General features: G+C 63.6%; 29 protein-coding genes and 1 tRNA gene. 16 read left to right on the plus strand and 14 right to left on the minus strand.

Annotated features, from left to right (window positions below; genetic code table 11):
- From EAE28_RS23875 to EAE28_RS20130, 4 genes are all read left to right on the plus strand, one after another.
- Positions 1-216, plus strand: a 216-nt coding sequence (locus tag EAE28_RS23875) for a hypothetical protein (RefSeq protein WP_220443972.1), incomplete at its 5' end; no start/stop codon positions are given.
- A gap of 50 nt (positions 217-266) precedes the next feature.
- Entirely contained in the window at positions 267-701 is a 435-nt protein-coding gene (locus EAE28_RS20120) for a hypothetical protein (protein ID WP_127109628.1), read from the plus strand.
- A gap of 146 nt (positions 702-847) precedes the next feature.
- Positions 848-1396, plus strand: a complete 549-nt coding sequence (locus tag EAE28_RS20125) for a VOC family protein (protein WP_127109822.1) — start codon at positions 848-850, stop codon at positions 1394-1396.
- A gap of 150 nt (positions 1397-1546) precedes the next feature.
- Positions 1547-1981, plus strand: coding sequence for a VOC family protein (locus tag EAE28_RS20130; RefSeq protein ID WP_127109630.1), 435 nt, complete (start codon positions 1547-1549; stop codon positions 1979-1981).
- 3 nt (positions 1982-1984) lie between these two features.
- On the opposite strand, the gene EAE28_RS20135 is transcribed toward EAE28_RS20130, so the two are convergent.
- Both EAE28_RS20135 and EAE28_RS20140 read right to left on the minus strand, forming a co-directional pair.
- Positions 1985-2671, minus strand: coding sequence for a M48 family metallopeptidase (locus EAE28_RS20135; protein WP_127109632.1), 687 nt, complete (start codon positions 2669-2671; stop codon positions 1985-1987).
- 37 nt (positions 2672-2708) lie between these two features.
- Positions 2709-3683: a glucokinase gene (locus tag EAE28_RS20140; RefSeq protein WP_127109634.1), complete on the minus strand. Its 975-nt coding sequence runs from the start codon at positions 3681-3683 to the stop codon at positions 2709-2711.
- A 142-nt stretch (positions 3684-3825) separates the two neighbouring features.
- On the opposite strand from EAE28_RS20140, the gene EAE28_RS20145 reads away from it, so the two are divergent.
- Positions 3826-4848, plus strand: coding sequence for an SLAC1 family transporter (locus EAE28_RS20145; protein ID WP_246022499.1), 1023 nt, complete (start codon positions 3826-3828; stop codon positions 4846-4848).
- Between the two features lie 103 nt (positions 4849-4951).
- Here EAE28_RS20145 and EAE28_RS20150 read toward each other — a convergent pair whose 3' ends face one another.
- From EAE28_RS20150 to EAE28_RS20185, 8 genes are all read right to left on the minus strand, one after another.
- Positions 4952-6022 (minus strand): 2'-deoxycytidine 5'-triphosphate deaminase, encoded by a 1071-nt coding sequence (locus EAE28_RS20150; RefSeq protein ID WP_127109824.1) that lies wholly within the window; start codon positions 6020-6022, stop codon positions 4952-4954.
- 69 nt (positions 6023-6091) lie between these two features.
- A tRNA-Pro gene (locus EAE28_RS20155) sits at positions 6092-6169 on the minus strand.
- Between the two features lie 85 nt (positions 6170-6254).
- Entirely contained in the window at positions 6255-7121 is an 867-nt protein-coding gene (locus EAE28_RS20160; protein WP_127109638.1) for a MerR family transcriptional regulator, read from the minus strand.
- A 3-nt stretch (positions 7122-7124) separates the two neighbouring features.
- Complete coding sequence (ihfA, locus tag EAE28_RS20165; protein ID WP_127109640.1) at positions 7125-7436, minus strand: integration host factor subunit alpha; 312 nt, start codon at positions 7434-7436, stop codon at positions 7125-7127.
- A gap of 119 nt (positions 7437-7555) precedes the next feature.
- The gene (locus tag EAE28_RS20170; RefSeq protein ID WP_127109642.1) at positions 7556-8542 is read right to left on the minus strand and encodes a beta-ketoacyl-ACP synthase III; all 987 of its coding nucleotides are present in this window, start codon (positions 8540-8542) and stop codon (positions 7556-7558) included.
- Entirely contained in the window at positions 8539-9654 is a 1116-nt protein-coding gene (gene plsX, locus EAE28_RS20175) for a phosphate acyltransferase PlsX (RefSeq protein ID WP_127109826.1), read from the minus strand. Before plsX ends, EAE28_RS20170 begins: the two co-directional genes overlap by 4 nt.
- 23 nt (positions 9655-9677) lie before the next feature.
- Positions 9678-9881 (minus strand): 50S ribosomal protein L32, encoded by a 204-nt coding sequence (gene rpmF / locus EAE28_RS20180; protein ID WP_127109644.1) that lies wholly within the window; start codon positions 9879-9881, stop codon positions 9678-9680.
- Between the two features lie 162 nt (positions 9882-10043).
- A complete protein-coding gene (locus EAE28_RS20185) occupies positions 10044-10610 on the minus strand; it encodes a YceD family protein (protein WP_246022502.1) in 567 nt (188 codons plus the stop codon).
- Between the two features lie 212 nt (positions 10611-10822).
- Here EAE28_RS20185 and EAE28_RS20190 point away from each other — a divergent pair, with 212 nt between their 5' ends.
- Positions 10823-11290 carry an outer membrane protein assembly factor BamE gene (locus tag EAE28_RS20190; RefSeq protein ID WP_164736716.1) on the plus strand — a complete coding sequence of 156 codons (468 nt, stop codon included), beginning with the start codon at positions 10823-10825 and terminating at the stop codon, positions 11288-11290.
- 2 nt (positions 11291-11292) lie between these two features.
- Here EAE28_RS20190 and msrB read toward each other — a convergent pair whose 3' ends face one another.
- Positions 11293-11688 (minus strand): peptide-methionine (R)-S-oxide reductase MsrB, encoded by a 396-nt coding sequence (gene msrB, locus EAE28_RS20195; protein ID WP_127109647.1) that lies wholly within the window; start codon positions 11686-11688, stop codon positions 11293-11295.
- A 45-nt stretch (positions 11689-11733) separates the two neighbouring features.
- On the opposite strand from msrB, the gene EAE28_RS20200 reads away from it, so the two are divergent.
- From EAE28_RS20200 to EAE28_RS20215, 4 genes are all read left to right on the plus strand, one after another.
- Positions 11734-12504 carry a GNAT family N-acetyltransferase gene (locus EAE28_RS20200; RefSeq protein ID WP_127109649.1) on the plus strand — a complete coding sequence of 257 codons (771 nt, stop codon included), beginning with the start codon at positions 11734-11736 and terminating at the stop codon, positions 12502-12504.
- 159 nt (positions 12505-12663) lie between these two features.
- Positions 12664-13431: a 30S ribosomal protein S2 gene (rpsB, locus tag EAE28_RS20205; protein WP_127109651.1), complete on the plus strand. Its 768-nt coding sequence runs from the start codon at positions 12664-12666 to the stop codon at positions 13429-13431.
- Positions 13432-13522: 91 nt separating this feature from the next.
- Positions 13523-14431: a translation elongation factor Ts gene (tsf, locus tag EAE28_RS20210; RefSeq protein ID WP_127109653.1), complete on the plus strand. Its 909-nt coding sequence runs from the start codon at positions 13523-13525 to the stop codon at positions 14429-14431.
- Between the two features lie 359 nt (positions 14432-14790).
- Positions 14791-15663, plus strand: coding sequence for a helix-turn-helix transcriptional regulator (locus EAE28_RS20215; protein ID WP_127109655.1), 873 nt, complete (start codon positions 14791-14793; stop codon positions 15661-15663).
- Positions 15664-15943: 280 nt separating this feature from the next.
- On the opposite strand, the gene rpe is transcribed toward EAE28_RS20215, so the two are convergent.
- Positions 15944-16645: a ribulose-phosphate 3-epimerase gene (gene rpe / locus EAE28_RS20220; RefSeq protein WP_127109657.1), complete on the minus strand. Its 702-nt coding sequence runs from the start codon at positions 16643-16645 to the stop codon at positions 15944-15946.
- Positions 16646-16733: 88 nt separating this feature from the next.
- On the opposite strand from rpe, the gene EAE28_RS20225 reads away from it, so the two are divergent.
- Both EAE28_RS20225 and EAE28_RS20230 read left to right on the plus strand, forming a co-directional pair.
- On the plus strand, positions 16734-19319 hold the full coding sequence (locus EAE28_RS20225; protein WP_127109659.1) for a DUF2339 domain-containing protein: 2586 nt from the start codon (positions 16734-16736) through the stop codon (positions 19317-19319).
- A gap of 282 nt (positions 19320-19601) precedes the next feature.
- Positions 19602-19988, plus strand: a complete 387-nt coding sequence (locus EAE28_RS20230; protein WP_127109661.1) for a hypothetical protein — start codon at positions 19602-19604, stop codon at positions 19986-19988.
- Position 19989: 1 nt separating this feature from the next.
- Here EAE28_RS20230 and betC read toward each other — a convergent pair whose 3' ends face one another.
- Complete coding sequence (gene betC / locus EAE28_RS20235; RefSeq protein ID WP_127109663.1) at positions 19990-21495, minus strand: choline-sulfatase; 1506 nt, start codon at positions 21493-21495, stop codon at positions 19990-19992.
- 155 nt (positions 21496-21650) lie between these two features.
- Here betC and EAE28_RS20240 point away from each other — a divergent pair, with 155 nt between their 5' ends.
- Positions 21651-22487, plus strand: a complete 837-nt coding sequence (locus EAE28_RS20240; protein WP_127109665.1) for an alkaline phosphatase family protein — start codon at positions 21651-21653, stop codon at positions 22485-22487.
- A gap of 125 nt (positions 22488-22612) precedes the next feature.
- On the opposite strand, the gene pgi is transcribed toward EAE28_RS20240, so the two are convergent.
- Positions 22613-24238, minus strand: coding sequence for a glucose-6-phosphate isomerase (gene pgi / locus EAE28_RS20245; RefSeq protein WP_425466782.1), 1626 nt, complete (start codon positions 24236-24238; stop codon positions 22613-22615).
- 166 nt (positions 24239-24404) lie between these two features.
- Between pgi and EAE28_RS20250 the strand changes: the two genes are divergently transcribed.
- The 3 genes from EAE28_RS20250 to EAE28_RS20260 all read left to right on the plus strand — a co-directional run bounded on the left by EAE28_RS20250 (position 24405) and on the right by EAE28_RS20260 (position 26444).
- Positions 24405-25034, plus strand: coding sequence for a DNA-3-methyladenine glycosylase family protein (locus tag EAE28_RS20250; protein WP_127109669.1), 630 nt, complete (start codon positions 24405-24407; stop codon positions 25032-25034).
- 11 nt (positions 25035-25045) lie between these two features.
- Positions 25046-25711 (plus strand): alpha/beta hydrolase, encoded by a 666-nt coding sequence (locus EAE28_RS20255; RefSeq protein WP_127109671.1) that lies wholly within the window; start codon positions 25046-25048, stop codon positions 25709-25711.
- 148 nt (positions 25712-25859) lie between these two features.
- A complete protein-coding gene (locus tag EAE28_RS20260) occupies positions 25860-26444 on the plus strand; it encodes an HNH endonuclease (RefSeq protein ID WP_127109673.1) in 585 nt (194 codons plus the stop codon).
- The last annotated feature ends 7 nt before the right edge of the window (positions 26445-26451 follow it).

The following is a 26451-nucleotide window of genomic DNA, read 5'->3' on the forward strand; positions in this document are numbered from 1 at the left end:
CATGTCACCCAGCACGGCGTCAACAACGCCGCTGGCATCGCGCAAGGGTCCACCGATCAGGCGATCATCCATCAGGAGGGCTCGGGCCACACCGGCACGATCTCGCAACAGGGCGGCAACAACGCCTATGGCCTCTTCCAGTTCGGCCAAAACACCAACGCCGCCATCGCCCAAAACGGCGGACAAACCGGCCTGACGCTGCAATTCGGCTGGTAAGACGCCAAACATCAGACGATTTATTTTCAACCCTTGAAAGGACTTATCTCATGCCCCGCATTTCTTCGCTCTCGACCCTCGCCCTGATCGCGGTGACCCTGACCGGCTCCATGGCCAGTGCCACCACGATCATCACCACCTCGAATACCACCCCGCTTGCCATGACCGCGATGGAAAGTGACGGGCTGGGCAGTGCCCGCGCCACGATGCGCCATACCCTGCGCCATCGCTCGGCCACTGGCGGCAACGTGACGATCATCAGCAGCACCGAGCCCGTCATCGTGACGCGAAGCGAGGGTCTGTTCTCGGGCTTCTTTGCGTTCTTCAGCCCGTGGTTCGGGGGCTATCACCGCGATGCGCCGACGCGTCATACCGATGTTGAGCCCCTTGTGGCGCATCGTGGTTCGGCCCTGATGCAAGCGGATACGCACGACGATCGCGCCAACAGCCTGATGAGTACGCTCACGCGGCGTCTGTCGCGCTGACCGCAGACTGAGTTGAAAGCGGGGCCCTTCGGGGCCTCACTTTCATTGCAAGAGCAATGATATTGACAGGCGCGCCCGATTCGTGATTGATGCCCTTACCGTTGCATATGCAATGATATGGAGGAACCCTGATGAATGCGCCCGTCCTGAAGATCGACCAGATGCACCACGTCGCCTATCGCTGCCGCGATGCGAAAGAGACGGTGACCTGGTACACCAAGATGCTGAACATGGATTTCGTGCTGGCGATTGCCGAGGATCAGGTGCCCTCAACCCACGAACCTGACCCTTACATGCACATCTTCCTCGATGCCGGGATGGGCAATATTCTCGCCTTCTTCGAATTGCCGACCAAGCCCGAGATGGGCCGTGATCCCAACACGCCCGCCTGGGTTCAGCACATCGCCTTCAAGGTCAAGGACCGCGCGACGCTGGTCGCGTTCAAGGAGCATCTTGAAGGGCAGGGCGTTGCGGTGCTGGGTGTGACCGACCACGCCATTTTCCATTCGATCTATTTCTTCGACCCCAACGGCCACCGGGTCGAGCTTGCTTGCCCCGATCCTGAGGAAGAGGCGATGCTGGCGCGGCTGGATGCGGTCAAATGGGACATGCTGGAGGAATGGTCACGCACCAAACGCGCGCCGCAGCACGCGGCCTGGATGCACGCCAAGGAATTGGGAAAAGAATCGGTCTGACGTCACGCGGTTGTCGCACAGGGCGTGCAGTCTTCAGGTGATTTCAGTACCTAATTGTCTCGGCTCAAAAGGGGAGTAAGCCATGCGCTTGCTCCCCTTCTTTTCTGTGCGCGGCGGTTGTAGCAAGGTCATCGCGTTAGGGGGCAGAGCATGAGACTTTCGCACATCAGTCTGACAGCGCGCGATGCAGGCGGCCTTGCCGCATTTTATCGACGGGTGTTCGGCTGCACCGAGCTGCGGGCGCGGCGGCGTCTGACAGGTGCGGCGGTCTGGTGCGGGAACGGGTTGCCGGGAGTCGCCATCGACTCGCGATGGCTGGGTCTCCCGGGGGCGGAGGGGGTGTTTCTGGAGATTCTGGAATACAGTGAGTCGCCGCTCCGCGACAGGCCTGCTATCAATGCGCCCGGCTATGGCCATCTGTCCTTTGTGGTAGACGATCTTGCGGCGACCATAGCGGCTATGCTTGAGGCGGGCGGGCAGGCGCAGGGCGAGATCGCCGATTTCGGCAGCGCTGAGGCCCCGTTCCTTATCATTTACATGCGCGACCCCGAGGGCAATGTGATCGAGTTGGAACAGCCCGGCTGACCCCTAGTCAGCCACGCGCCACCGCTCTTCCAACACCTCGATCGCCCGCACCCGATCCGCCGTCTTCGGGTGCGAGGCCAGCCAGACCGGAGGCGCGCCGCGCATGCCCGCCAGGCCCTCAAGCCGCGACAGCAGTGCTTTTTGCGGTTCGGTGCCGATGCCTGCCTTGGTTAACAGGGCGGCGGCGTATTCGTCGGCTTCGTATTCATCCTTGCGGCTGAGCCCGGCAGCCAGCATCGACACCAGCGCGTTGGCGATCCAGATGCCGATCCCCGGCAACAGCCGCCCCAGCACAGCCGCCAGCGCCACGCGCACCGCATTCTGGCCCGAGAAGTCGATCATCCGCCGCCGCGTATGCCCCAGCGCGACATGGCCCAACTCATGCGCGATGACCGAGGCCAGTTCTTCGGCGCTGACCTCTCCGGCCCGGTAACGATCCAGAAAACCGCGGGTCAGAAAGATCCGGCCATCAGGGGCGGCAAGGCCGTTAATTGTTGGAATTTCATAGACATGCACGCTGATCTTTTGCAGCCCCAAGGCCCGCGCCATGCGGTCGGTCAGCGTTTTCAGTCCCGCATCGGCCAGCGGGGTCGACTTGCTGTCCAGTTCACGCGCCGTCCGCCAGGCCGAGAAATGCCAGTAGACCAGACCGTAAGCGAGGGCGAGCAAAAGGGGGGCGAGGCGCAGCATCCCTTCGATATGGACGCCCGCGCCGCGCGTGACAAGGTCAAGCAGTCAGCGCCGCCAGATGCGAGGCACAACCGAGCAGCGCGGCATAGTCATCTTCGACCATCGCGACGGGGAAGGATTTCACCAGCGTGGAAAAGCGCCCCATCTCGGTATAGGCAGCGCCCATGCCCAGATCGGCTAGATGCGGCGACATGGCGCGCGCCACGCTGCCGATCAGGAAGATACCGCCGAACGGCAGATGCACCAGCGCCAGTGTCGCCAGCGTCCGGCCCATGATCGACGCATAAAGCGCGCCGGTCTCACGCGCCTGCGGATCTCCGGCAGCGATCGCCGCCGTCAGTTTGTCGCCCGGCACATCCTGTCCGCTGACCCAGCGGTGCAGTGCTTCCAGCCCGCGGCCGCAGAGCACTTCTTCGACCGTGGCGATACCGTGCAGCGCGGCCAGATGCCGCGCCAGCGCCTCTTCGCGCTCGCCGTGGCGGGGCAGGTGGATATGCCCGCATTCCGAGGCCGCCACCTGCGTGCCGCTGCTGAAATGGTAAACCGGTGCCGCGTTGAACCCGGTGCCGGCGCCGACCACCAGTTGCGTGGCCCCGGCAATGGCCGGGCCGGTCGGCAAGAGCTGCCGCACATGGCGCGGGTCCAGCGATCTGAGCGCATGGCCCTGCGCCTGCAGATCGTTCAGAATCGCCACCCGTCGGGTGCCGCCGACCTCGGCCAGATCCTCGGCGGTGATCGTCCAGTCCAGATTGGTCATCTGCGCCACACCGTCGCGCACCGGCCCGGCGACAGCAACGCAGACCCCCGCACAATCGGTGGTCGCCGTCTCACGCAGGTATTGCTGCAAGATCTCGGTCAGTGAGGCCCGCCCCTTGTTGGGAAACTTGCGGATCGAGCCCTGCCGGGGCACCCCGCTATCGGCGAGCGCGACGCGGGTATTGGTGCCGCCGATATCGGCCACCAGATCGGGGGCAGGGGTATAGGGCCAGGATTTAAGCGGTCTGTCGGGCATAGGGCTCTCGTGCTTACCTGACCTTCATAGCGACAAGTGCGGCGCGGCTCCACGCCCTTTCAACACCGCAGCGCGACTCCCTGTCCTCTTGCGCCGGCATGACAGCGGGCGTTCAGTGGATCACCGCCGCAGGAGGCCCATGATGTCCGACGAACCGCGCCCGATCCCGCAGATCAAACCGCGCCACTTTCCGCCGCCACCGCCGTTGGTGCAAAAGGCCCCCGGGCTTTGGCGTCGCACGCCGCCAGCGATTTTCCCGCCGCTGATGGGGCTTCTCGGGCTGGGTCTGGCCTGGCGGGTGATTGCGCTGCAGCCCGGGCTGATGCCGCTGCAGCCGGTGGGCGAGGCTGTCTTGGGCGCGGTGCTGCTGCTGACGCTGTTTTCGCTGGTGGCGTGGCTCTCCAAACCGCTACGCCGCCCGGGCGTGGTGATCGACGAGATCGCCGTCCTGCCGGGCCGCGCCGGGCTCGTCGCCTTGGTGCTGTCGGTGGTTCTGGCGGCCTCGGCGCTTCGGCCCTACGCCCCTGGACTGGCGCTGGGGCTGGCTCTGGGCGGGCTTGTCGCGCTCGCGGCCCTTGGCGCGCTGATCGGCTACAGGCTGCTCACCGGGCCGCAAGAGGGCCGCTCCGTGACCCCAGTCTTCCATCTGACCTATGTCGGCTACATCCTTGCGCCGCAAACGCTGATCCCGCTGGGCTACACCGGGCTTTCCAACGCGATACTCTGGGTCACGATGGTGATCGCGCTGGTGATCTGGCTTGCCAGCCTGCGCCAGTTCCTAACCCGCATTCCGCCCGCGCCGCTACGCCCGCTGATGGCGATCCATGTCTCGCCCGCCGCACTGCTTGCATCGGTCAGTGTCCTGCTTGGCTACCCGCTGCTCGGTGCCGCTTTCGCGCTGCTCGCGCTGGCGCTGCTGGCCAGCCTGGCCGCCTCTGCCCGCTGGGTGCTGGCCTCGGGCTTCTCGCCGATGTGGGGTGCGCTGACCTTCCCGCTGGCCGCCTCCTCGACGGCTGTGATCCTCGCTCTGGGTACGCCCGGCCTGTGGATCGGCGCAGTGCTCCTTCTTGCCGCCACCGCCCTCAACCCCTGGGTTGCCTTCCGCATCTTCAAAAGCTGGGCCAAAGGCGACCTCGCCGCGAAAACCAACGCAGCCACGGCCTGAGGATCATCTGTCTTTAAATATCCACGGGGGGTGTCCAGAGGGGGGAGCGTGCTCCCCCCTCTGGCGAGGGAGCGCGAGGGGCGAGCAGCCCCTCGCACCCCGCTCACCGAAAGTGCTTGGCCAGCTTCAGCCCTTGCCCTTGATAATTCGACGCAATCCCCGCGCCATAGAGCAGGTCAGGCACCTCGGCCATCCGCTCGTAAACCAGCCGTCCGACGATCTGCCCGTGCTCCAGCACGAAAGGCGCTTCGTGGCAGCGCACCTCCAGCACCCCGCGCGCGCCGACACCATTGGCCGAGGCATGGCCGAAGCCGGGATCAAAGAACCCGGCGTAATGCACGCGGAACTCGCCGACCATCGCCAGATAGGGCGCCATTTCAGCGGCATAGCCGGGAGGGATGCAGACCGCCTCGCGGCTCACGAGAATATAGAACGCGCCGGGGTCCAGAATCAGCTGGCCGTTGCCGGCGTGCAGCTCTTCCCAGAAATCCGCCGGGTCATAGGCACCGATCCGGTCCAGATCGATCACCCCGGCATGCGGCTTGGCGCGGTAGCCCAGCAGATCGCCCGAAGCAGGCCGCAGATCGACCGAGAAGCCGAGGCCTTGCGAGATCACCGCCGTGCCCGAGACCAGCGGCACCTCGGCGTTCAGCGCGATCAGTTCGGCGTCAGACAGCACCGCCTGACCCTGCCGCAGGCGCAGCTGGTTGAGCCGCATGCCGGGCCGCACCAGCACCGAGAACGAGCGTGGGCAGATCTCGGCATAGAGCTTGCCGGTATAGCCCTGCGGCACACGGTCGAATTCCACGCCCTCATCGGTGATCACCCGCACCAGCAGGTCCAGCCGTCCGGTCGAGCTTTTGGCGTTGGTGACGGCGCTCAGGCCCGCAGGCAGGGCCAGTTGCTCCATCAGCTCGACGACATAGACGCAGCCCTTTTCCAGCACCATGCCGGTGCCAAGGTCGAATCGGTGCATCTCGAATTCTGCCAGCCGTTCCGCGACCTTGCGGCCCTTACCGGGCAGGAACGAGGCGCGCAGCCGCACGGCCGTTGCCCCCAGACGCAGGTCCAGACTGGCGGGCTGCACCTGTTCGGGCAGCACGGCGGGCGTGGCGTGAATGACGCCTTGCTCGATCAGGGAACGCAATGTCTGTGAGGGGATCACGCCGGGCAGATCGGTCATCTCGCCTCCTGAGTTAAGCAAACGGCCCGCAGCCAAAAAGACTGCGGGCCGTGCATGAAGTGGTCGGGCTGGCGAGATTCGAACTCACGACCTTCCGTCCCCCAGACGGACGCGCTAACCAAGCTGCGCCACAGCCCGACGAGGTGCCTTCTACCGCTTTTCACGCCGGGGGCAAGCGCCAAAATGCGCCATCCGGTGCGAAAGTCGGCCAAGGCGTTCCGACTCACCAGCGACCGGCGCCCGAGGCTTCGGACATACGCTCAAGCAGGCCGTCGATCCGACGGGCGAGCAATTCGGCATGGTCGCGGTTCGGGCCCAGACCATTGCGCGCCAGCGACCGCAGACGACGCGCGATAAGCGCGCGCTCGGACGGCTCCATGATCTCGGCAAGCTCGGCAACCGAGCCTGTGTCGTCGGGCGCGTCAGAGGCCTGCGCACGCGCCGCTACGGGTTCAGGGTGACGATCGTCTACGCCGGGAGCTTCCTCTTCAGGCTGGGCGCCTGCGGGTGCAGCAGTTTCGGCAATTTCCGGCTCATCGCGCGCCACTTCGGGGATCACGCGGTCTGTGTCTTCGATTTGTGCGGGCTCGACCGGGGTTGCGGCGGCGATAAAGGGCAAGACAACGGAAGGTTCAGGATCAAGGTTTGCGGGTGGGTCGAGCGCCGGTTCGGGCTCGGGCCAGCTGCCTGCCGACTCGGCACCCGTATCGGCTTCCTCACCCGGCAGAGTGCCGACAGTGGCGCCGTCCATCTCGCTCGCGGTGTCTTCGAGCGACTCGTCGTAAGAATCGTCTTCCGGGGCCGAGGCAAGACTCGGCAGGGGCATGCCCAGCCCGGCGACATGCTTGACGCCTTGCTCTTGTAGCACGCGCTGTACGCCCCGAATGGTCATGCCCTGATCTTGCAACAGCACCTTGATACCGTTGATCAGCGCAACATCATCGGGCCGGTAGTACCGGCGCCCACCGGCGCGTTTGACCGGTCTGATCTGATAGAATTTGCTTTCCCAGAACCGCAGCACATGGGCCGGGGTTTCAAGGATTTCAGCCACTTCGCTAATGGTGCGAAAGGCCTCGGGCGCCTTTTTCATGCGTTACGCCTTGTTGCGCAGATTCCCGCGCGACACGCGTTCCTTCATCAGATGCGACGGACGGAACGACAGGACACGACGCGGGCTGATGGGCACCTCTTCGCCGGTCTTGGGATTGCGGCCCAGTCGCTCGGACTTGGCGCGCACGCTGAAGGTTCCGAAAGAGGAAATCTTGACCTGTTCGCCCTCAACCAGGGCGTCGGACATGTATTGAATCACGGATTCGACAAGCGCCGCAGATTCGTTCCGCGAGAGACCAACCTCCCGGAAAACGGCTTCGCTCAGATCCATCCGCGTCAGAGTCTTCTCGCTCATGTCAAACTCCCACTGTTCACACGCCGTGTGTCAGAAGATGCGGCAAGGAAATTCTGCTGTCAACACCGGGGTTTGCGCTGCGTTGTTTGCATGGGCTGCGAAGGTCAGCCCATAGGCGCTTACCAGCGCAAAACAACCGAGCCCCACGCCAGCCCGCCGCCAATGGCTTCGGTCACGATCAGGTCGCCCTGTTTGAGCTTGCCCTGATCTGCGCCGACTGACAGCGCCAGCGGGATCGAGGCCGCCGATGTATTGCCGTGGTCCTGAACGGTGACGATGACATTGTCCATCGACAGGCCCATCTTCTTGGCTGTGCCCTGAATGATGCGGATATTGGCCTGATGCGGCACGATCCAGTCCACCTGAGCCGAGGTGAGACCAGCGCGTTCCAGCGCGGTTTCCGCCGTCGAGGTCAGTTTCTCAACCGCTTGACGGAACAGCGGGTTGCCCTGCATGCGCAGCTTGCCCGAGGTGCCAGTCGAGGACACGCCACCATCGACATAGAGCATGTCGCGGAAGCGACCGTCCGAGTTCAGATCCGCCGACAGGATGCCGCGATCCGAGGTCTCGCCGGTGCCCGGCTGCCCCTCAAGGATCAGCGCACCGGCGCCGTCACCGAACAGCACGCAGGTTGAGCGGTCGGTCCAGTCCATGATCCGGCTGAAGGTTTCTGCGCCGATCACCATGATCCGTTTGGCCTGACCGGCGACGATCAGCGCGTTGGCATTGGCCAGCGCAAAGACGAAGCCAGCGCACACCGCCTGCACGTCAAAGCCGAACGCCCGGTTCGCGCCGATTTCGGCCTGAACCATCGTGGCGACAGAGGGGAAGGTCAGGTCGGGCGTCGAGGTCGCGACCAGAATCGCGTCCAGATCGTCAGCCTCGATCCCGGCATTGGCCAGTGCGGACCGGGCGGCGTTGATCGCCAGATGCGAGGTGAACTCGCCCTCAGCCGCGAAATGACGCCGCTCGATGCCAGACCGGCTGACGATCCAGTCATCCGAGGTATCCAGCGTCGCCGCAAATTCTGCATTCGGCACCACGCGTTCGGGCAGGTAGTGACCATAGCCGATCACCACGGCGCGCGTGACGGTCTTCTGTGTCATGCCGTGTCTCCGTTGGGCTCTGCAGCTTGGGACGATTGCGCCGCAATCACAAGCCGTTCGGCCATCCGACCCCGATAGCCGGACTGTGCCAGCTTGGCAGCCAGTCCGATCGCGGCAGCGATGCCGGTGGCATCCGCCGAGCCGTGCGATTTGACCACGGTGCCGTTCAGACCCAGAAACACACCACCATTGACCCGGCGCGGATCAATGCGGGCGCTTAGCCGTTTGAGCGCTCCACGGGCGAGCAGGGCCCCCAGCATCGCCAGCGGGCCGGATTTGAACGATTCGCGCAGGAAGTCGCCGACCAGCTTGGCCGTGCCTTCACCGGTTTTCAGCGCGATATTGCCGGTGAAGCCGTCGGTGACGATCACGTCGACACGGTCCGAGGGAATATCCGATCCCTCGACGAATCCAACGTATTCATAGCGCCCGGTTTCCTGATGCCGTCCGATTAGCTCGTGCGCGACCTTGATCTCGGCGCGGCCCTTGTGTTCTTCGGTGCCCACATTGAGCAGGCCGACCCGCGGGCGCGGTTCGCCGAAACCATTGCGGAAATAGGTCACGCCCATGATCGCATAGGCAAGAAGGTCCACGGCCTCGGCCTTAATGTCCGCGCCGACATCGAGCATGGTGTTGAACCCATGCCGGCCCCGCGCAGGCCAGAGACACGCGATAGCCGGGCGGTTGACCCCCTCCATCCGGCGCAGCTGCAACATTGAGACAGCCATCAGCGCGCCGGTATTGCCGCAGCTGACTGCCGCCGAGGCCTCGCCTGATTTCAGCGCGGTGATGGCGGACCACATCGAGGTGTCCTTGCCATGACGCATGACATGGCTGGGCTTGTCGTCCATGGTCACGGCGCGGTCGGCATGAACAACGGACAAGCGGCCCGCGAGCGCGGGCTCGCGAGCTACGAGCGGCTCAAGAGCCGCCTTGTCACCATGCAGAATGATATCGACACGCGGGTCCGCCTGCACCGAAAGGGCGCAACCGGAAACCACCGCCGCAGGACCCCGATCACCGCCCATGGCGTCAACCGATATGACCAGACGGTCCGTGGAGGACGTTGCCGAGCTTTGCCCGGCGTGCAGATGTTCCTGCTCGGAAGCCATCATTGCGCCGCCGGACTTATCAATCAGGCCGCGTCGTCGTCCAGGTCGACCTCGGCGCGCGCGATAACCTCGCGGCTGTCGTAGTGGCCGCAGGACGGGCACACATGGTGCGGGCGCTTCAGCTCACCGCAGCTCGGGCATTCATTCGGGTTCCCGGCAACCAGAGCATCGTGCGAACGACGCATGTTACGACGGGAACGGGTCACGCGGTTCTGTTGAACGGCCATGTCAACCTCTGATATTTCGGCGGGAACGACAAAGCGGCCCGTTTAGGTGGAAACTTCTGTGCGATGCGCCTTTACACCGCCTGAGCGGCAGGGGAAAGACCCACCCTGCATGAAGCGCGGAACATAGAAGGTTTTTGCCAGCGCGCAAGGGGGGGATTTGGCTTATTCGGGATCCCGTTTTAGCGCAGCCAGTGCGGCAAAGGGATTAGGACGGATGTCTTCCATTTCAGCAACAGCCGAGTCGGGGACTTCAGCACCGTCCGCGCGCGGATAGTCCGGCAGCGCCAGGGCCAGCGCCTCAACCATGATGGCGCCCGGGTCGATCACCGGTCCCAGCGGTTCGAGCGAGTCGTCCTCGGGGATTTCGTATTCCGCGCCGGTCGGTTCGGGCATGTCGCGCACGAAGTGGCGCGTGACCGCGGTGTCGATCCGCGTCGAGACCGGCTCGGCCGAGACGACACAGGCCTGCAGGACCGTGGCGCCCAGCGTGCCCTCAAGCCGCCAGTCATTGCGGCCATCTGCGCGCAAACTGCCCTGAAAGCTCAGCTTGCGGATCTTGAGGATGCCCAGTTCCTCGGCCAGAGCTGCGCGGGCCTCGGGCGTCGGGGTCAGGCGAAAGCTCAGGCCGCCGCGGGCCGAGAGATCGCTCACCCGCAAAGGCATTGCCGCCGCGTCGGTTTCGCGGATCGGGCCTTGCCCGGATGCGGTCTCGGGTGTGCTCTGTGTCATATTGTGGCCTCCTGCCTGTCTGGCTGCCTGTCTGGCCGCGCGCGCCGCACAATCGTGCGAGCATGGCGGGGTCGGATGTTCCTTCCTTGAACACCGCCCGTGCTTTTAGTAATCCAAAGGCGGTGCAGGGTTCCAGACCTTGTCGTGATGCCGCCCAGCCGATTGGCGGCGCGAACAGGCAAATCAGCCACAATGCAAGCCAGGAGACGGGCATGATGGATCGCGCGAACCAAACGGGCAAGAGCCTTGGACGATGGGCTTTGGTGCCCGTGATGGCTGTGTTCGTCTCCGCGTGCTCGCCGATGATGGAATATCATGGCTACGCACCGACCGACACCGATCTGGCCGAAGTCACCATTGGTCAGGACACCCGCGAAACCGTTGCGCAAAAGGTCGGTCAGCCCGGCATGGGCGGCGTGATGGAAGGGTCGGGCTGGTTCTATGTGCAGTCCGACTGGCGTCGTCGCGGCTGGCGTGCGCCCGAGGAAACTGACCGCCAGGTCGTGGCGATCAGCTTCGATTCGCGTGATCGGGTCAGCAATATCGAGCGTTTCGGTCTGGAAGACGGCGAAGTCATCAGCCTTTCGCGTCGCGTCACCGATTCCGGCCCGCGGCCCGGCGTTCTCAGCCAGGTGTTCCGCGTGCTCGGTCAGTTCTCGGCCGCCTCGCTCGGCGGCTGAGGTCATTCTTCCGGTTTGAAGTCGAGCGCCACGCCGTTGATGCAATAGCGCAGGCCGGTGGGTTGCGGGCCATCGGGGAACACATGCCCCAGATGCGCCTCGCAGCGTGCGCAATGCACCTCGGTGCGGCGCATGAAGAAGCTGCGGTCTTCGTGCGTTTCGACCTCGGCATCGTCTGCCGGCGCCCAGAAGCTTGGCCACCCCGAACCCGAATCAAATTTCTTCGCGGTGTCGAACAACGGTGCCCCGCAGCACACACAGGTGAACAGCCCCGGTTCCTTGGGAAAGTCCTCGTGCGTGAAGGCGCGCTCGGTCCCGTGCTTGCGCGTGACCTTGTAGGCCAGGGGCGAAAGCTGGGCCTGCCATTCGGCGTCTGATTTGGTTACCTTGTCGGTCATCGTGTACCTCTGCTGATCGTCTCAAAGTTAGGAGCTTGCCGCCCCATGTCCAGCCCCCAGCACCGCCCTGAACACTCGATGGTGTTCGGGGCACCGATCTCGGCGGGCGCTTTGCAGGTTCGGCTGGCGGACGCGCAGGACATGCCGGCGCTGCTGGACCTGCGCGCACGGGCGTTCCGGGGTGGGGCGCAGGACGTCGACAGCTATGACGCGGACAGCCTGCATCTATGGGTCGGCGTGCCCGGCGGCCCGCCGCGCGCGACGTTGCGCCTGCGTCGGCATGGGGACGCAGCAGCGCTTCTGGGCGGGTATGTCGCGCAACACTATGACCTGCACGCATTGGCGGCCAAGGGCGGCGAATCGCTGGAGCTGGGGCGGCTTTGCACCGAACCGGGGGCAGGGGACGCCGATCTGCTGCGCCTGCTCTGGGCCGGGGTGGCGCGACTGGCGTTGCAGACGGGGGCAGCACGGCTGGTCGGTTGCACGTCGTTTCATACCACCGAGGCAGCGACGCTGGATCCGGCTTGGGCGTTGCTGAAATCGCGCAATCTTGGGCCTGAAGACACGCGCCCGGGCCGAATCGCACCGGAATTGCGCGGCTTTGAAGCGGCAACGACCCAACCCGAGGCGGGCGCGGCGGCCCTGTTGCCCCCGTTGCTGCGCGCGTATCTGGCTTTGGGCGGCTGGGTGTCGGATCACGCGGTCATCGACCGGGATCTGGGAACCTGCCACGTCTTTACCTGCGTCGAGATCGACCGCCTTCCCGAAGGCCGCAAGCGGGCGCTGGCCCAGATGGCAGGAACCGCGTTACCCTGACGTCTCATTCCTCTTGCGCCATGCACCGGGACGCGGTAATGGGCGCGCACTTCACAGGTGGGGCAGGGCCTTTGCGGGGAGACATCCCGTGACGGTCCACCGGTTGGGCGCATGCCCTGAATGTCCCACCCTAGGCGCAAACCGGAAAAGGAAAACGATATGGCGCTTCCCGATTTCTCCATGCGTCAGCTGCTTGAAGCTGGCGTTCACTATGGTCACCAAACCCAGCGCTGGAATCCGCGCATGGGGCCGTACATCTACGGCGACCGTAACGGCATTCACATCGTCGATCTGACGCAAACCGTCCCGATGCTGGACCAGGCGCTCAAGGTCATCCGCGAGACCGTCGCCAAGGGCGGCCGCGTGCTGTTCGTCGGCACCAAGCGTCAGGCCTCCAAGCAGGTCGCTGAAGCTGCTGAAAAATGCGCTCAGTACTACATGAACCACCGCTGGCTGGGTGGCACGCTGACCAACTGGAAAACCGTTTCCCAGTCGATCCAGCGCCTCAAGCAGATCGATGAAGTCATGGAGCGCGGCGCTGCCGGCCTGACCAAAAAAGAGCGCCTGCAGATGGAGCGCGAGCAGACCAAACTGCAAGCCTCGCTCGGCGGGATCCGCGAAATGGGCGGTCTGCCGGACCTGCTGTTCGTGATCGACGTGAACAAGGAAGACCTGGCCATCCTGGAAGCCCGCAAACTGGGTATCCCGGTTGTCGCCGTGGTCGACACCAACTGCTCGCCCGATGGCGTTGATTACGTCATCCCCGGCAACGATGACGCAGCGCGCGCCATCGCGCTCTACTGCGATCTGGTCGCCCGTGCGGCTCTCGACGGCATGTCGGCGCAACTGGGTGCCGCTGGTGTCGACCTTGGCGAGCTGGAAGAAGCTCCTGCCGAGGAAACGATCGCCGAGAACGCCGAGGCCTGATCCAGCGCTGCCCTTTTAGGGGCGCGACTGACACAGGTTTGACATCGGGCAGGGGCAACCCTGCCCGCATCCCAATCAAGGAGTTTGACCCATGGCGATTACCGCTGCGATGGTGAAGGAACTGCGCGAGACGACTGGCGCCGGCATGATGGACGCCAAGAAGGCTCTGGTCGAGAACGACGGCAACATGGAAGCCTCGATCGACTGGCTGCGCACCAAAGGCCTGGCCAAGGCCGCCAAGAAATCTGACCGCGTTGCCGCTGAAGGCCTGATCGGCGTCGCCGTCGACGGTGGCCGCGGCGTGGCGATCGAGATCAACTCGGAAACCGACTTCGTTGCCAAAAACGAAGACTTCCAGCAGCTGGTCCGCGACGTTGCCCGCATCGCCCTGCAAACCGGCGAGTCGGTCGAGGTGGTCAAGGCTGCCGATCTGAACGGCGATACCGTCGAGAACGTCATCAACGGTACCATCGCGCGTATTGGCGAGAACATGACTTTCCGCCGCATGCACCTGCTCGAAGGCACGACCGTTGTGTCCTACGTGCACAACTCGGCGGCCGAGGGCATGGGCAAAATCGGTGTGCTGGTCGCGCTGAACGGCCCGGCTGACAAAGCTCAGGAAATCGGCAAGCAGTTCGCGATGCACATTGCTGCAACCGCACCGCTGTCGCTGTCCGAAGCCACCATGGACGCCACCGTCGTCGAGCGCGAGCTGCAGGTGCAGACCGCCAAGGCGCTGGAAGAAAACGCAACGGCCGCCAAGCCGAAGCCCGAGCAGGTGATTCACAACAACATCATCCCGGGCCGCATGAAGAAATTCCTGGCGGAAAACACGCTGCTGGGTCAGGCCTTCGTGATCAATCCCGACCTGACGGTCGAGCAGGCCGCAAAAGAGGCCGGCGTCGAGATCACCGGCTTTGCGCGCGTCGCCGTTGGCGAAGGCGTCGAGAAGAAGGAAGAGGATTTCGCCGCCGAGGTTGCCAAGACCCTCGCTGGCTGATCCGGCACTCAGCTTCAAATCCAAGGGGGCGGCGCTTCAAGCGCCGCCCCTTTTTCATTGCTCTGGTCCCGGCGGTCTTCCCTCGCGCGTTCGCGATTCGCGACAGGGCAGGGTGCGGCGGTATCGCTAACGGCGAAAAGATGCCACACGCCAAAGGAGAGTTCCGACAGATGTGGCCTGAGAAACGTCCGGCAAGAGCCTGTTTCAGCTCCATAAAATCAGAGTTCGCGATTCTCGGTCCTTCATCGCTCGGCGCGTAAAGCCGCTATATTGTGCGCATATATCCTGCGACGCTCGACATTCCCTAAAATTTCAGACAGCAATTCTCATATGGAAGTAAAGTGAAGCGGACGAGTGGCATGGAGCACCAAGCGATCAGTCAAACGTCGGGCAAGGAGCCTCTCTCGGACAGTGGTACCCGGCCACGCGCCTTGCCGGGAATTGCAACGTTCCTCACGGCGGTCCTGACCGCAACAGACCGCGAGACCCTCTGGTCACTTCTCTGCCGCTTCTTTGCCGATCTCGGGTTCGATCACGTGCTCTACGGCTTTTCACCGGATTCGCGCGGACCTGTCATGTCGTCGCCCGACGATTACGTCGTTTTGTCGACGCTGCCCGATGACGTTATTACCACAATGCTTGAAAAGCAGTATTACCGCATGAATGTCAGCTTTAGCTGGGCGTTGGAGAATGCGGGAATTGCCAGTTGGTCGATGACTGAACCAGAATCGGGAATCTCTTTTGAACATGAAATAACCGATGACGCGCTCAGTTTTTTCGAGCGCAACAATTTGAGTGCCGGTTGTACCATCGGTTTTCCTCAGGAACGCACGCGCGGGCGGGCGGTGATGGGATTGGCTGCTCGGCGGGGGGTCAGTCAGGGCAAGGTCGATGCGCAGCTCGAGGTGCATCGTGACGTGATCTTCACGGTGGCTGCGGTGGCGCATCTGTGTCTTGCCAGCCTGCCATATCATATCCCGGGACGCCGTCTTACGGTCCGACAACGTGAGGTTCTGGAATGGGTTGGCAACGGGAAGACAACCGCAGACATCGCGCAGATCATGGGCATCACGCCGCCGACTGTCGAGAAGCACCTACGGCTGGCGCGCGAGACCTTGGGCGTGGAAACCACGGCACATGCGTTGATAAAAGCCGCGTTTCTGAATCAGGTCTTCCTGCCAGTCCGCCTGCCGCCTGACAGGAATGGAACTGTTACGCCGCTGCCCCGGTGATGTGCGGCGAAGCGAGGGCTTGTGTCGAGAGTGCGTAAAATTGCGTGGCCGCAAGGTATGGTTTAACATACTGCCACAATATTTAAATCAAACGTATAAATATGTTATTAACGAGTGTTCGAACCGCAAGCTCCTGATCCATCCAACCGGGATTGGGGGCCTATCCCTGCGCGTTCGAAAGGCGTGTTTCTTGCCGTATCTCTACCCAACCCGATGCAGCAAGGATTTCCGGTGCGGTCGCTGCCGCACCGGATTTCTGGGCTCGTCGGGGCGTTGGGGCTCAGGCCAGTTGCGCGCCTGTTGCCCGTTCGGCGGCCTCGCGAATGGCGCGGATATTGGCACCGTACGGGGCAGGGTTCGCCACCGATCCACCCTTAAACACCGCCGAACCCGCGACCAGAACATCGGCACCGGCAGCGGCGACCAGCGGCGCGGTTTGCGGCGTTACGCCACCGTCGATCTCGATATGAATGGGCCGGTCGCCGATCATCGACCGCAAGGCGCGGACCTTTGCGGTCATGTCGATGAAGCTCTGCCCGCCAAAACCGGGATTAACCGTCATCACGCAAACCAGATCCGTCAGATCCAGCAGATGCGCCACCGAGTCTGCCGGTGTGCCGGGGTTGAGCGCCACACCAGCCTTTTTCCCCGTGGCGCGAATGGCTTGCAGGGTGCGGTGAATGTGCGGCCCGGCTTCGACATGCGCGGTGATGATATCCGCCCCTGCGCTCGCGAAGGCCTCGATATAGGGATCAACCGGCGCGATCATCAGATGCACGTCCATCACGGTTTTCACATGCTTGCGAAAGGCAGCGACGGCGGGCGGACCAAAAGTCAGGTTGGGCACAAAATGCCCGTCCATCACGTCGACATGCACCCAGTCAGCGCCTTGCGCTTCGATGGCTTGAATCTCGCGGCCGAAATCCGCGAAGTCGGCGCTGAGAATCGAAGGAGCGATCTTGATCTGATGAGAAAAAGTCATGTCGCGCGGGGTCCGTCTATGGCAGGGTTTTCGCCTCTGGGCCTAAGCCATCGCTCGGCTTGCGTCCACCAATATTGGAGATCTCGGCGTGTTTGAGTCGCTCACCCTTGTCATCGCCCTCTGTGCCGCAGGGCTGGTGTGGCTGGCGCTGCAGCGCCTGCGCAACCTGAGTGATCGCGTCGCGCAGCTGGAGGCGCAGCTGGCGGCGCAACCGGGGCAGGGTGACGGGCAGCAAGCTACGCAACCGGCCTCCAGGGCACCCTGGCGACCTGTTCCGGCGGCGAAGGCACAGACACCGACGGTAGACACTGTGCCGAAACGGGATTTTACCGCGCCTCTGCGGTCACTGGTCGCGTGGATGCGCGCCAACTGGATCTATCCCGTGGCCGGACTCGCGCTGGTGATGGCCGGGATCTATCTGGTGCAATATTCCATCGACAAAGGTCTGTTGTCACCCAAGGCCCGCATTGGTTTGGCACTGGCGTCGGGGGCAGGGCTGATACTTGCCGCAGAGGGCCTGCGCCGCCGCTGGGGTGCCAGTGCGCGTCAGGTTCCCGCGACGCTGGCAGGGGGCGGTATCGCCGCGCTGCTGGCGGGCGTGCTGGCCGCGCATCATCTGTATGATCTGCTCGGCCCTGAGGCGACGCTGATCGCGCTGTGCCTGATCTCGGCGCTCTCGATTGCGCTGGGATGGATGCATGGTCCGATACTGGCCGCCATGGGCGTTCTGGCCGGGGCGGCGGCTCCGTTCCTGCTGGGCGAAGGGGGCGCGCCGCGTCCGATCCTGTATGGCTATTTCGCGGTCATCGCCGCCATGGGGCTGGCCATCGACGGGCTGCGGCGCTGGGGGTGGATCTCGGCACTGGCCGTGGTTGCGCCGCTGGCCGGAGGCGTGCTTATTCATGCGGCAAACGCCCCGGCGGACGGGTTGGCGCTGCTCACGCTCTTTGTGGTGTTTCTGGCGCTGGCGCTGCCCGGCGGCGCGCTGATCCCGCGCGCAACGGGCCCGATGGTGCAGCAGTGGCGCAAAGCGCGCCCCAAGCCCGAGGTTCTGGTCGCGGCGCTGGCCGTCGTAGTCGGGGCAGGGATCATCGTGACCCGGATCAAGGCGCCTGAGGGCATCCTCGCCGCCGGTGCGCTGGCGCTGCTGGTGCCGCTGTGGACGCGGCGCGCCCCGGCGCTCGACAGCTTGTCGCTGGTCGCCGCGCTCGCTCTGCCGTTGGCAGTGGCCAGCAGTCTGACAACGACACCGTTGCTGCTGGCTTTCGTGCTCAACGCCTACGGATGGCTGCCGCAAACCGCTGTTGCCTTCGCCGCTCTGGCCGGGCTGGCCATGGTCGCACGCAGCGACGCAGCCGAAGCGCCGCGCCGGACACTGTGGGCGCTGCTGGCCGTTGCAACCCCCGGCGCGACGGCCATTGCGGTCGAACTGTTCTGGCAGCCGCAAACCTTGCTGGGCTTTGGCTGGCCCGCGACAATCATGGCTCTGGCTGCGGGATTGACGGCGCTGACACTGTGGTTCGCGCGCCGCGATAACGGGCAGGGTGGCCGTCTGGGCGTTGCCGGGGCCGCCGCGATCACGATGATCGCGCTGGCGCTGATGCTGGTGCTGAGCGCCGCTGCGCTGACTGTCGCTCTGGCGGTTCTGATGGTCGCCAGCGCCGCGATGGACCGTCGCTTCGGGATCCCGAGTCTGGGTTGGGTGTTGGGTCTGGGTGCAATGACGATGGGCTGGCGGTTGGTCGTCGATCCGGGGCTGCAGCCGTTGATGACGGGCAGCTACGGCGCCGTCGACACTGGCCTTACGCTGCTGGCGGTTCTGGCGGGGCCTTTGGTATCTGTGGCGCTGATCCGCGCGATGCCGGCGCACGCCGCTCGCGATTGGGGCCGGATCATCTGCGAAACGGCACTGTCGGGGATCGTTCCGATCGTCGTGACCGTGCTGCTGGCGCGGATGTTTTCCGACATCACCGACCACGCGACGCTTGGCATTCAAGCCGCGACCTTGATTGCGCTGAGCCGGGTGCAGCTCCTACGGGCACAGCGCTTGCAGGGTAGTGTGGCGATGACCCGTGTGCGCAAGCTCCTGGCGCTGTTGCTGGCCTTGGCTGCGGCTTTGTGGATTGTCGTGCTCTGTACGCTGGTATCGCCTTTGCTTGGCGGTGGCTTGTTCGGCAGCGATCTTGTGGTCGGCTGGCCGATCCTGAATGACCTCGCGCTGGCCTATGGTCTGCCGGCGCTGATGGTTTGGATCGCGGCACGGGATGGAACCGGGCGGCTGGCAAAGGCGGGGCGTGTCGTTGCGGTCCTTCTGGGCGCTGTCTGGTGCGGCCATATGATCCGCCATCTGTGGCAAGGCGCCAGCGGCATGCAACTGCGGCACGGCTTTGCCCAAGGCGAGATTTATGCCTATACCGTCGCGCTGCTCGTTGCCGGTGCTGTCGTCATGGCAATGGCGCTGTACCATGGCCGCGTCCAGTATCGCCGGCTTGGACTTGTGCTGATCGCTCTCGCCGCGGCCAAAGCGTTCTTGATCGATGCGGCCGGTCTGAGTGAATTGATGCGCGCAGGGGCCTTTCTGGGGCTGGGCTTGTCACTGGCCGGTTTGGCGTGGCTCAACGCCTGGATCAGTGCTCGGATGGGTGAGCACGATGCGGCAGAGGGGGGCGATTGATCGGACCATACGTTAGTCCAATAATCGGTATTATGTAATATATTGATGTATGCGGGTTGTGCTTTGGGATGAGAAAATCACAGAGGAACAACACCCTACAGGCAAGCCTTAAGATCTGCTGAGAAAGCCACGACTGCGGCTGCCTTGGAAACAAAAGGACACGGTCAATCTTGATGGTTAAATTAGAGACGAAATCTTTATACCTCCGTAATCTGTTTGGACTGCAATCGCCCCACGCTGTATAACAGCGTTGAAGATATGCCCCGGCAGGAGTTGGTCGGCATGATACACAGCAAAGCCCCTGCGCCGGATAAAACTGCGCCGGTGGCGTCTTCCGGCGAGTTGGCCGATGCGCGGACGATCCTTGTGGTCGACGCGCAGCAAGCGATGAGTGTCCTCACACCAAACCCGCGACGGCAGAGCGTCGTTCTGACGCGCAAGTCGATGCTCGGCCACAAGATGCTTGCCTCGGTCCGCCCGGATGTCATCATCGGACCGCTGATGACCCAGGATTGGGACATCGTCGATCTGGCGCTGATGCTTGAAGCGCTTGGCTATCGTGGTGACCTCTTTGCGGTCACCAAACCGTTGCCCCGCGCGGAACTGGTGCTGCGCGAGGTCAGCGCGGTCTGCAAGCACCTGCGGGTGCGATTGCTGGAACTGCCCTGACTTAGGTGCCGCGCGGAAAGCGCTGACCATCTTCCAGCACATTTAGGTCCATGTGGTTGCGCATGTAGCGTTCGGCCGCATTGCGGTAAGGCTGGTAGTCCCAATCGGTGTACGTGCCTTGGCGCAGCGCCTCATACACCACCCAACGCCGTGCCTGACTGGCGCGAACTTCAGCATCGAAGTCTTTGAGATTCCAGCGCGTTTTAGCCATGGCGCGCAGTCTCTCCAGCACCGGAGCATAGGCCGGATCCGCGGCAAGATTGTCCCGTTCCCCCGGATCGCTGTCCAGATTGAACAAGAGCTCCGGGTCTGCCGCGCAGGCGATGTATTTCCAAGGCCCGTCCACCAGCGCGACCATCGGTGACACTGTGCCTTCAGCCGCATATTCCATCGGCACCGGCCCCCGTCCACCGGTGCCATTCATCAGCGGCAACAGGCTTTCACCATCCGTCCAGGGCGCGATCTTGGCCATGTCGATCCCGGCCAGATCACACAGCGTCGGCAGCATATCCAGCGTCGAGACCGGCTGATCCACGCGCCCTGCCCCCAGACCCGGCGCCGCGATATAGAACGGTACCCGGCCCGAGTTCTCATAGAAATTCATCTTGAACCACAGCCCCCGGTCGCCCAGCATCTCACCATGGTCGGACAGGAAGACGATCACGGCCTCCTGTTGCGTGCGTTCGAGCACATCAAGGATTTCGCCGATCTTTTCGTCAATGTAGGAAATATTCGCGAAATATCCGCGCCTTGCGCGGCGAACTTGATCTTCGCTGGCCTCGAAATTCTCGTAGTCGAAGCTTTCGAGCAGCCGTTTGCCATGGGCATCCTGCTCGTCCCATGCCAACCCCGCAGGCGGGTCCAGTTCGGCGCAGCCCTCATACAGATCCCAGTACTTCCGCCGCGCCACAAACGGGTCATGCGGGTGCGTGAAACTGGCCGTCAGGCACCACGGCCGCGCATCATGGCCCCGCGCCAGATCGAACAACTTCTGACAGGTCAGATGGGCCACGTCATCGTCGTATTCCATCTGGTTGGTGATCTCGGCAACCCCCGCGCCGGTGACCGAGCCAAGGTTGTGATACCACCAGTCGATCCGCTCACCGGGCTTGCGGTAGTCAGGCGTCCAGCCAAAATCGGCGGGGTAGATATCGGTCGTCAGACGCTCCTCAAACCCGTGCAGCTGATCGGGCCCGACGAAATGCATCTTGCCCGACAGCGTGGTCTGATACCCGGCGGTGCGCAGATGATGGGTGAAGCACGGAATGTCCGAGGCAAAGGGGGCCGCGTTGTCATAAACACCTGTCCGGCGGGGCAATTGCCCGGCCAGGACACTGGCGCGCGCTGGCGAGCACAGCGGGCTGGGGCAATAAGCCCGGGTAAAGCGCTGCGATCGCGCTGCCAGCCGCTTGAGGTTCGGTGCGTGCAAGAACGCCGCAGGGCCATCCGCCATCAGCGTACCGGTCAACTGGTCGACCATCAGGATCAGGATGTTGGGAGTACTCATCACGGGCCTTTATTCAAGAGGTTGCGCGGCGATGTTGACCCATGTCAGCGCTATCTTCCAGCACAATAGCGACCATACCCCACCCGCTTTGCGACGGCTGGCGTCTGTGGACGTGCTGTCATAGTCTGCGCGCAGTTTCAGACAAAAGGTGCCCCATGGACCGCAAACTGCTGCTCATTATCCTCGACGGCGTGCCCTATGCCAACTGGCGACGCTACTTTGGCTGCCTTGAAGGCTGGGTCGCCAATGGCGACGCGCGCGTCTGGCGTATCCGCGCGATGCTGCCGTCGATGTCGGGGCCGTGTTATGCGTCGATCCATTCCGGGGTGGCACCTCAGGTCCATGGCGTCTTGTCAAACGGGCATATCCAGCGCGTCGACATGCCCGATGTGTTCAGCGAAACCCGCAAGGCAGGCGGCGTCACCGGGGCCGTGACGCACAGCTGGTGGAGCGAGTTCTTCAACCGCCACCCCTTTGATTACATTCGCGATATCGAGTATGACGAGCCCGAAAGCCCGACCATCAACCATGGGCGCTTTCACACCATGACCGGCTATGATCATATCAACCAGGCGACGCCGTCGGATGTCGATCTCTTCGCCACCCTGACCTCGCTCTGTCAGCGCTTTTCGCTGAACTACGGTATCCTGCACACCTGCACGCTCGACAGCATGGGCCACCGGTTTGGCCATGATTGCACTGAAATGGACCATGGATGCGCGTTGCTCGATGCGATGCTGGCCAAGTTTCTGCCGGGCTGGCTGGCGATGGGCTATGAGGTGATCGTTACCGCCGACCACGGCCAGTCACAACGCGGGCACCATGGCGGCACCGGCGCAGACCAGCAGGACGCCGCGCTATATTATTTCGGCCCCGCAGACGGACCGGCGCCCGACACGCTGATTGACCAGCGCCAGCTTGCGCCGACCATCCTCAGCCGACTGGGGGCCGCCATCCCCGAGACGATGAAACACCCTTCGTTCCTCAGCTGAAATGACAAAGCGCGGTTAACACCCTGTTAACCGCGCCCCATTTTCTGTCTGAAAATATCCCGGGGGGTGAATGCGCGGCACGCGCAGAGGGGGGCTGGCCCCCCTGCCCGCACGCCAGCGGCGCTTCAGATGCCCAGCTCGCGCAGCGCCGCAACCAGCGCCGCGGTCGAGCCATCGCGCCCTTCGGTTGACGCGGTCCCGTCGATCATCGGCAACAGCTGCACCGCCAGTTCCTTGCCCAGTTCAACACCCCATTGATCAAACGAGTTGATGCCCAGCACCACCCCTTCGACAAACACCCGGTGCTCATACAAGGCAACGATCGCGCCCAGCATCGCCGGGGTCAGCCGCGGGTAAACCAGCAGGGTTGACGGGCGGTTGCCCGGGAAGACCCGGTGCAGCGCCTGACGCTCCAGCTCTTTGCCCTTCAGCCCTTTGGCTTTCATCAGGGCCCGCGCTTCGTCCAGCGAGCGGCCGCGCATCAGAGCCTCGGCCTGGGCCAGGCAATTGGCCGCCAGCAGGCGGTGCTGGTGGGCCATGGCCGGTTCCTGTCCCTGACCCGCCAGCAGGAATTCGCACGGCACAACGTCGGTGCCTTGGTGGATCAACTGATAGAACGCGTGCTGGCCATTGGTGCCCGGTTCGCCAAAAACGATGGGTCCGGCGGGCACGGTCAGCGCGCTGCCATCCATCGCCACGCTCTTGCCGTTCGATTCCATCTCGAGCTGTTGCAGGTACGCCGGCAGCCGCGCAAGGCGCTGATCATAAGGCAGCACGGCGCGCGCGCCATAGCCGCAGATCTGACGGTGCCAGACGCCGACCATGGCCAACATCACCGGCATATTGTCGACCAGCGGCGCGTCGCGGAAATGCTGGTCCATGGCCGCCGCCCCGGCCAGAAAGGCGCGGAAATCCTCGGGGCCGATGGCGATCATCAGGCTCAGACCAATCGGCCCCCACATCGAATAGCGCCCGCCGACCCAATCGGCGAAGCCAAAGACGCGGGCCGGGTCAATGCCAAAGGCCGAGGTCTTGTCCAGCGCCGTCGACAGTGCGACAAACTGCCGGGTCGGTTCGGCGACAGCGCGCGACATCCAGGCCTTGGCGGTCTGCGCGTTGGTCATCGTCTCGATGGTGGTAAAGGTCTTCGAGGCAACGATCACCAGCGTCGTCTCGGGATTCAGCGCTTCCAGCGTGTCATGGATATGCGCGCCATCGACATTGGACACGTAATGACAGCGCGGCCCGTCGGCATAGGTCGCCAGCGCCCGCGCCGCCATTGCCGGACCCAGATCCGAACCGCCGATGCCGATATTCACCACATCCGTAATGCGCCCGCCGACGCCGCGAATACGCCCGTCGCGCAGATCGCGCGCGAAAGTTTCCATGCGGGCCAGCGTCGCGCGCACCTCAGGCATGACATCTACGCCATCGACGGTGACACTACCCTCAAGGTTGCGCAGTGCTGTGTGCAGCACCGCACGATCTTCGGTCTCATTGATCTTTTCGCCCGCGAACATGGCATCGCGACGCCCTTCGACATCGCAGCTGCGGGCCAGATCCAGCAGCAGATCCCGGGTTTCGGTGTCGATATTAGTCTTTGAATAATCAAACAGAATTGGACCCGTCGCAGGGGTCTCCAAAGTCACGGAAAACGCCTTGGCGCGGGTTTCCGCGTCAAAAAGCGCGGTGATCGGTCGTTGTGCAACGTCGCGCTGGCGATCGCTCAGTGCGGCCCAATAGTTCATCAATACACTTCCAGAGATGTTTCCCTTGCCCTTTCATGCCAAGAACGGAATGCCTTGCCCAGAGCAAAAGCGTTCTGGTTGAGCGTGGCGCCGTTTTCGACTCGGGTGTGACGTGATCATGCAACAGGCGGGGCTTGCCGCGCGGGTTCTGGCGTGCAGTATACGCCGCATGACACCGCGTATCCTGTTCAGCGACGCCTGTATGGCCGAGGGGGCCGACTGGCTCGCCGCGGCAGAGCCGCGCTTTGCCGCGGTGCTTGACCTGTGCGGCCCGCCGCCGCTGCGCCGGCGCGGCGACGGGTTCGAGGCACTGGTCAGCGCCATTGTCAGCCAGCAGGTTTCGGTCGCTTCGGCCCGTGCGATCATGGGCAAACTGGAGGCCGCGGCGCTGGTGAGCGCCGAGCAATTCGCCGCTGCCAGCGATGAGACCCTGCGCGCCAATGGCTTGTCGCGGCAAAAGGCGCGCTATATCAAGGCGCTGGCTGACGCCCGCATTGATTTCGACGCGCTGCGCGATGCGCCTGAGGTCCATATCGTCGAGACCCTGACCGCCGTGCCGGGCATTGGTCGCTGGACTGCCGAGATCTACGTGATGTTCAGCCTTGGCCGCGCCGATACTTTCGCGCCCAACGATCTGGCGCTGCAAGAGGCCGCGCGGCTGTTGTTCGATCTGGATGAGCGTCCGCGCGAAAAGCCGATGCGCGCGATGTCCGAGGCCTGGACGCCCTGGCGCACGGTTGCGGCGGGGATGCTGTGGCACTACTACCATCACGCGAAAAGCCGTGAAGGCGTTATCTGAAAGGAGCTGCCATGCCCCCTCGTCCGTTGACCTCTGCCCGCAAGGGCGCGCCCAAGGGCACGGCGACCTCGGTCGTGATCTTCGTGCATGGCTACGGCGCGAATGGTGCCGACCTGCTGGGTCTGGCCGATCCGCTGGCCCCGCATCTGCGCAAGACCGCCTTCTACGCCCCTGATGCGCCTGAGAATTGTCAGGGAAACCCGTTCGGCTTTCAGTGGTTCCCGATCCCGTGGCTTGATGGCTCCGAAGAGAGCAAGGCACTGGAGGGACAACAGCAGGCAGCTGAGGATCTCAACGCTTTCATTGATAAAGTGTTGGCCGATGAGGGGCTGGAACCCTCGGCACTGGCGCTTGTGGGCTTCTCGCAGGGCACGATGATGAGCCTGCACATTGCTCCCCGCCGCCCTGCCCCGCTGGCGGCACTGGTCGGTTTCTCGGGCCGGTTGCTGCAACCGGAAACACTGGCAGCCGAGACGGTCAGCAAACTGCCGATCCTGCTGATCCATGGTGATGCCGACCCGATGGTGCCGGTGCAAAGCTTGCCCGAGGCCGCCGATGCGCTGGTCGCCGCCGGGTTCGAAACCTTCGCCCATGTGTGCAAGGGGCTGGGCCATTCCATCGACAATGAAGGCCTGTCGCTGGCGTTGGGATTCCTGCGCGAAAAGCTGCCGCAATAGGCAGTGCGCGGCCCCGCGTCGCACAGCTGTCACGCAATCACGTCATCCTGTCCCCGTCCCCCATTTCGCGGGGTTGTCAGGGGTAAAACACCGGATATAGTCGGGGCATCGGCAGCCTCGACGGGTCCCGGACGGGAGAGACGTAAAGATGGACGGCGATTTCAGACAAGCGTTTGTGCATGAGCCAGCGGCACTCAAGCAGTTCCCGGCTTTGGTGCTGAATGCGGACTATAGACCCCTTTCCTACTACCCCCTGTCGCTGTGGCCGTGGCAAGAGGCGGTAAAGGCGGTCTGGATGGACCGCGTGACCATCGCCGCCGAGTATGAGCAGACCGTGCATTCGCAGCGCATGGAGATGCGAATACCCTCGGTCGTGGTGCTGAAAGATTACGTCAAACCCCGAAAGCGCGTGGCCTTCACGCGCTTTAATCTTTTCTTGCGCGATGAATTCGTCTGTCAGTATTGCGGCTCGCGCCACGATCTGACCTTTGATCACGTCGTCCCCCGTGCTCATGGTGGCATCACCAGCTGGGAAAACGTCGTCGCCGCCTGCGCGCCGTGCAACCTGAGCAAAGGCTCCAAGACGCTGCGCAATTCGGGCCTCAAGCTGCAGCGCACGCCGCGGCGCCCCATGGCGTCAGAGCTGATCGAACGCGGCCGCCGCTTTCCGCCCAATCACCTGCATGAAAGCTGGGCGGATTATCTCTATTGGGACACCGAGCTTGACGCCTGAGACCCGC

The sequence above is a fragment of the Pararhodobacter zhoushanensis genome (assembly GCF_003990445.1).
GTDB lineage: Bacteria > Pseudomonadota > Alphaproteobacteria > Rhodobacterales > Rhodobacteraceae > Pararhodobacter > Pararhodobacter zhoushanensis.